The following is a 6036-nucleotide window of genomic DNA, read 5'->3' on the forward strand; positions in this document are numbered from 1 at the left end:
GCTACGGCCACGTCGATCGTCTCTGCAAGATGGTGCCCAACCATCCGACCGATCCGTGGACGCTGCCGCGCGCATTGAATGGGGCGGCGGACTTCAAGCGTGAATACGACAATGACAATCAGGTGAGGCGCCTGGTCGACCTGGCGATGCAGCTCGAAGGGTTCCCGCGCAATAGCTCGACCCACGCGGCGGGCGTGGTCATTGGCGACCGCCCGCTGGCGCAACTGGTCCCGCTCTATCGCGATCCGCGCTCGGACATGCCGGTAACGCAGTACGACATGAAGAATGTCGAGAGCTCCGGCCTGGTGAAATTCGACTTCCTCGGGCTGAAGACGCTTTCAGTGCTGAAGAAGGCTGTGGACCTGCTCGCCAGGCGCGGCGTGGCGATTGAACTCAGCCAGCTCGCGCTCGATGATCCCAGAGTCTACGAGCTCATGAAGAGCGGTAACACGGTAGGCGTGTTCCAGCTGGAATCGGAAGGCATGCGGCGCACGCTGACCGCGGTGAAGCCGACCAACTTCGGCGACATCATCGCGCTCGTCTCGCTCTATCGCCCGGGTCCGATGGACAACATTCCGCTGTTCGGCAAGCGCAAGGGGGGTGAGGTGCCGATCGAGTACCCGCACCCCAAGCTCGAGGGTATTCTGGCCGAGACCTACGGCATTTTCGTTTACCAGGAACAAGTGATGCAGGCCGCGCAGATCCTTGCCGGCTATTCGCTCGGCGATGCTGACCTGTTGCGCCGTGCCATGGGTAAGAAGAACCAGGCGGAAATGGATGCCCAGCGCGCCCGCTTCATCGAGGGCTGCAAGACCGAGTCAGGTATCGAACCGAAGCAGGCGAGCGAGCTGTTCGACTTGATCGACAAGTTCGCCGGCTATGGTTTCAACAAGTCGCACGCCGCCGCCTACGCGCTGCTCGCCTACCAGACGGCCTGGCTCAAGGCGCATTACCCCGAGGAATTCTACGCGGCGTCGATGTGCTTCGACATGCACCAATCGGAAAAGCTGGCGGTGTTCGTTGACGATGCGCGTCGCTATCCCGGCAAGCCGGGCGGCGTGAAGGTACTGCCGCCCTCGATTAATCACTCCGAAGCCGAATTCACTGTCGAGCAGACCGACGAAGGCTATGCAGTACGCTATGCCCTGGCGGGTATTCGCAACGTCGGCGAGCGCGCGATGGAAGCGATTGTGAGCGAACGCGAGGCATCGGGCCGGTTCGCGAGCTTGCAGGACCTGTTCGAACGCCTGCCCAAGGGGTCGATGAACTCACGGCAGTTGGAGGCACTGGCCAGTGCTGGTGCGCTCGACGAGTTCGAGGCCAATCGCGCCAAGATATTCGCCAATGCAGATATGTTGCTGGCAGTGGCCGATGCTGCCGAGCGCGAGCGGTCAAGCGGTCAGGCGGCTTTGTTTGGCGGGAGTGACGAGGAACAGGAAGATACATTGCGGCTAAAGGAGGTCGAGCCGTGGAGCCGGGCCGACCAGATGGCGCGCGAGAAGGAGAACTTTGGTTTTTACTTTGCTGAGCATCCGGTCGAGGCTTGGCGCACGGTGGCCTCGGCTCAGGGGGCGCGCAGCTATGCCTCGCTCATGACGGGTGGTGCGCCCACGGGTGGGCGAACCAGCGCGGTGATGGCCGCCATGGTCGAAAAGGCGACCAAGCGCACAACGCAGCGTGGCAAGCCCTTCGTCCGGGTCGACTTCTCCGATAGCTCGGGCCAGTTTTCGTCGGCCTGTTTCGAGGAGGGGTTGGTCGAGTCGTTCCTGAAATGGGCAGAGGACCAGGCCTGCGTAAAGCTGGTGGTCGAACTCGACAGCCCCAGCCCAGATGAACCGCCGCGTATCACCATTCGCGGTGCGGTGCCGCTGTCGGAGGTGCGTGGATCGACGCCCATGCTGTTGTCGCTCGAGATTAGCGACACCGACGCCCTGGCGCAGCTCGCGATCGAACTGACCGCGACGGGCGAGGGATGCGACGAGGTTCAGGCGACCATGCTGACCGGGGCCGAAACCCCGCCTTTGATGATCCTTGGTCGCACATTCAACGTCGACGGAAACCTTGCCGAACGCTTGGCAAGTGTCCTCGGTCTTGCCAAGGTGCAGCTGACAGCGCGGCGAGCAGGGAGTCATCTCAGACTCGTCGCCTGATCGTCAATCATTGCGAGCCGCAGGCGAAGCAATCCTGGTCCCGAAGCTGCGGATGCGGCACCGTGCGATGATGGATTGACAGGCGCCCGCGTCTCTTCGCAATGGTGGGGAGGGGATCGAGAGGAGAGATGATGGCGCTCGGAGCGATGCAGGACTGGACCATGCGGATCACCCACGTGGTCGATCACGCGGCACGCGAGGCCGGGGATCGCGAGATCGTGACCCGCTGGGCCGATGGTAGCGAAACGCGTACCAACTGGGCCGGTATTCGCCGCGATGCGAAGAAGATGGCGCAGGCGCTGCTCGCCCTCGGCCTGAAGAAGGGTGACAAGGTTGCGAGCCTGGCGATGAACCATTCGCGCCACCTCGTCAGCTGGTATGGTGTAGCGGGCATGGGTGGGGTGCTGCACACGGTGAACCCGCGCCTGTTTGATGACCAGCTCGAATACATCGTCAACCATGCCGAGGACAAAGCGCTGATATACGACGCGGCGTTCCAACCGATCGTCGATCGCATGCGGGACCGCTGGAGCACGGTGGAACACTACATCTGCTACGATTCGAGTGAGCATTCGCCGGCCTTCGAGGACTGGATTGGTGCGCAGGATGGCGATTTCGAATGGGTTGGGGGCGACGAGCGCGACCCGTGCATGATCTGCTACACCAGTGGCACCACCGGCAATCCAAAGGGTGTCCAGTATGAGCATCGCTCGACGATGTTGCACGCGATGGCTGGTCTGCAGACGACAGCCTTCAATTTCACTCCGTCGAGCGTGATGCTGCCGGTGGTCCCGATGTTCCACGCTGCCAGCTGGGGCCTGCCCTATTCGGGCGGCATGGCAGGCATTAAGTTTGTCTTCAGCGCGGTCAATGACCCAGCGGTGCTGCACGAATTGATGATGCGCGAAGGCGTGACCGACAGCGCCGGCGTTCCGACCGTCTGGCTGGCGCACTTCCAGTATTGCGATGCCCAGGGCATCGATCTGCCGCCGCTGAAGGCTGCGACCATTGGCGGCTCGGCTGCGCCGAAGTTCATGATCGAACGGCTGATGAAGAACGGCACGCGGGTTCAGCACGCCTGGGGCATGACCGAGACGTCACCGATCGGCACCGTGGGTGGTCCTACCGCCGATTGGGACAGCCTCAGTTTCGACGAGAAGGTTGCCAAGACGATGAAGCAGGGGCGTCCGATCTACGGCGTCGAACTACGCATCGTCTCGCTCGACGATCCGACCAAGGAAATGCCGCGCGATGGCGAGACATCGGGAGCCTTGCAGATCCGCGGGCCATGGGTGCTCAAGCGTTATTTCAAGGCAGAGCAGGACGCGACCACGCCCGATGGCTGGTTCGATACCGGCGACGTCGGAGTGATCCATCCCGATGGGACCCTGCAACTGACCGATCGAACCAAGGATGTCATCAAGTCGGGCGGCGAATGGATCAGCTCGGTCGAGCTTGAGAATGCAGCTGTCGGCCACCCTGCCGTGGCCGAGGCCGCCTGCATCGGCATGCCGCACCCCAAATGGGATGAACGTCCGGTGTTGTTCGTGGTCAAGAAGGCTGGCGTGGATTGCACTGGCGCGGAGATCACCGACTATCTCGCGGACAAGGTCGCCAAGTGGTGGCTGCCCGACGCAGTCGAGTTCGTCGACGATATCCCGCACACCGCCACCGGCAAGATCAGCAAGAAGGACCTGCGCGACCGCTTTGCGGACTATACGCTTGGCTGACATTGCAATCCGCCCGGCCGTCCCCGCGGACGCTGCGGCGGTGCAGGCAATCTATGCCTTCCATGTTGCCCACGGCACGGCGAGCTTCGATACCGAGGCGCCCGATGCGGCGTTCTGGGAGAAGAAGATCGCGCATATCCTTGCGCGGGGTTGGCCGTTTCTGGCGATCGAGGTCGACGGCGTGCTGGCTGGCTATGCCTACGCCAGTCAGTTTCGCGACCGTGCGGCCTATGCGCATACATGCGAGAACAGCATTTATATCGACCCCGACTTGCGCGGTGCCGGCCTTGGGAGGCGTCTGCTCGAAGCTCTCATCGACGCAGCGCGAGCGAGTGGATTCGAGCAGATGATCGCGGTGATTGGCGGCGGCGAACCAGCCTCCGTCGCGCTCCACGCGCGTTGCGGTTTCGAGCATGCGGGGCGCATGAAGAAGGTCGGGCGCAAGTTCGGGCGCATTCTCGACACCGTCTATATGCAGCGTGAACTTGTCGCGTGAGCAAGCTCGTCTTGCTGAACAAGCCTTATGGTGTGCTGTCGCAATTTACCGGCGGGAAGGAGGGCGTCGAGGATACGCTGGCGCACCTTGTCGATGTGCCCGACGTCTATCCCGCCGGGCGGCTGGACAAGGATAGCGAAGGCCTTCTGCTCCTTACCGACGATGGGCGATTGCAGGCACGCATCGCCGATCCGCGATACAAGCTCCCCAAGACCTACCTAGTGCAGGTCGAGGGTGAGGCTAGCGACGAAGCGCTCGAGAAACTGGCCCGAGGTGTGAAGCTCAATGATGGGATGACCAGGCCCGCGCGGGCCAAGCGCATCGATCCGCCGGTGCTATGGGAGCGCGATCCCCCGGTGCGGTTCCGCAAGAACGTGCCCGACAGCTGGATTGCGCTCGAGATAAGCGAGGGGCGCAATCGCCAGGTACGGCGGATGACCGCGGCAGTCGGATTGCCGACCTTGCGGCTCGTCCGCTGGCGGATCGGCCAATGGGGCGTGGACGGACTCGCCCCGGGCGAATACCGTGTGCTCGACCTCTAGAGGAGAGATTCGTGAGCGATACCTTCATCGATCCAAGCCCCGCCAACTTCAACACGTTCAAGGATTTACCGCGCGACGAGCCGATCCACATGCTCAACCTGTTGCTCTATCGCGACGAGGCCGAATATCCCAAGGGGCATGAGCATGCGGGCAAGGGGTGGAGCGGTCGTCGCGCCTATCAGGAATACGGCAAGACGAGCGGACCGATCTTTCGCCGGGTGGGTGGCACGATCGTGTGGCGGGGTGCCTTCCAGACGATGGTCACCGGTCCCGACAGCATGCGCTGGAACGACGGCTTCGTCGCGCAATACCCGAACAGCGCCGCCTTTTTCGAGATGATCAAGGACCCCGGCTACCAGCTTGCCGTGGTCAACCGCACCGCAGCCTTGGTCGACAGTCGGCTGATCCGCTTCAAGCCGGGTGAGGGTGGCGAGGGGTTTTAGCCCGTATCTCGGTTTGACGGAGTCGCCGCCAAGGAGCTTATGATGAAAATCAGGAATTTCAGTTTCATTCTCGCGCCGCTAGCTCTGATCGCCTGCGCACAGGTTGCTGCCGCTGCGACCCTGGATGTGGCTAAGACGCCGTGGTGCGGATGTTGCACCGAATGGGTCGCTCGAATGGAGGCGGCGGGCTTCACCCTCAAGGTTCGCGATGTTCAGGATACCGCCCCCATCGCAACGGCTGCCGGCGTGCCCGATAGGTTACGTTCGTGCCATACTGCAAAGATTGCGGGCTACGTCATTGAGGGTCACGTCCCTGCCGAAGACATCCGTCGCCTTTTGAAAGAGAAGCCCGATGCGGTGGGACTTAGTGTGCCAGGAATGGTCGCCGGATCTCCAGGCATGGAAACGCCAGGCCGCGCGACACCCACCTACCAGACGGTTCTAATCGGTCGTAACGGGAAGCTGAGCGTGTGGGCCACCCATGCAGGCAGCCAACCTGCACACGTTCACTGATCCTGCGCTAGAGCAACTGCAACTGGCCGCCGATATTGGGTGGCCTGAATTGAGTGCAATCAAGCTCGAACCGAGGTCTGCCGATACCCGCGCGCTTGCAGGCCAGGTGGAAGCGGGTTCGGAACAGATTTACGGCCGGCCCATCTGAACGCGAAATCGCTA

General features: G+C 62.3%; 6 protein-coding genes. All 6 read left to right on the forward strand.

What is annotated here, in order from left to right:
- Positions 1–2150 (forward strand): DNA polymerase III subunit alpha (dnaE, locus tag AAFM29_RS16405; protein WP_341713826.1); only part of this gene is annotated, 2150 nt, incomplete at its 5' end.
- 128 nt (positions 2151–2278) lie between these two features.
- On the forward strand, positions 2279–3880 hold the full coding sequence (locus AAFM29_RS16410) for a long-chain fatty acid--CoA ligase (protein WP_341713827.1): 1602 nt from the start codon (positions 2279–2281) through the stop codon (positions 3878–3880).
- Positions 3867–4376: an N-acetyltransferase family protein gene (locus AAFM29_RS16415; RefSeq protein WP_341713831.1), complete on the forward strand. Its 510-nt coding sequence runs from the start codon at positions 3867–3869 to the stop codon at positions 4374–4376. The genes AAFM29_RS16410 and AAFM29_RS16415 overlap by 14 nt, the downstream gene beginning before the upstream one ends.
- Positions 4373–4918 (forward strand): pseudouridine synthase, encoded by a 546-nt coding sequence (locus AAFM29_RS16420; RefSeq protein ID WP_341713828.1) that lies wholly within the window; start codon positions 4373–4375, stop codon positions 4916–4918. The genes AAFM29_RS16415 and AAFM29_RS16420 overlap by 4 nt, the downstream gene beginning before the upstream one ends.
- Positions 4919–4929: 11 nt before the next feature.
- A complete protein-coding gene (locus AAFM29_RS16425) occupies positions 4930–5361 on the forward strand; it encodes a DUF1330 domain-containing protein (protein ID WP_341713829.1) in 432 nt (143 codons plus the stop codon).
- Between the two features lie 42 nt (positions 5362–5403).
- Positions 5404–5874 carry a DUF411 domain-containing protein gene (locus AAFM29_RS16430; protein WP_341713830.1) on the forward strand — a complete coding sequence of 157 codons (471 nt, stop codon included), beginning with the start codon at positions 5404–5406 and terminating at the stop codon, positions 5872–5874.
- The last annotated feature ends 162 nt before the right edge of the window (positions 5875–6036 follow it).

Source organism: Erythrobacter sp. (genome assembly GCF_038133525.1).
Classification (GTDB): domain Bacteria; phylum Pseudomonadota; class Alphaproteobacteria; order Sphingomonadales; family Sphingomonadaceae; genus Qipengyuania.

What these genes read in the sequence shown, in the direction of transcription:
- AAFM29_RS16410 (WP_341713827.1), top strand. Translation starts at nt 2,279, where the DNA reads ATGATGGCGCTCGGAGCGATGCAGGACTGGACCATGCGGATCACCCAC.
- AAFM29_RS16430 (WP_341713830.1), top strand. Translation starts at nt 5,404, where the DNA reads ATGAAAATCAGGAATTTCAGTTTCATTCTCGCGCCGCTAGCTCTGATC.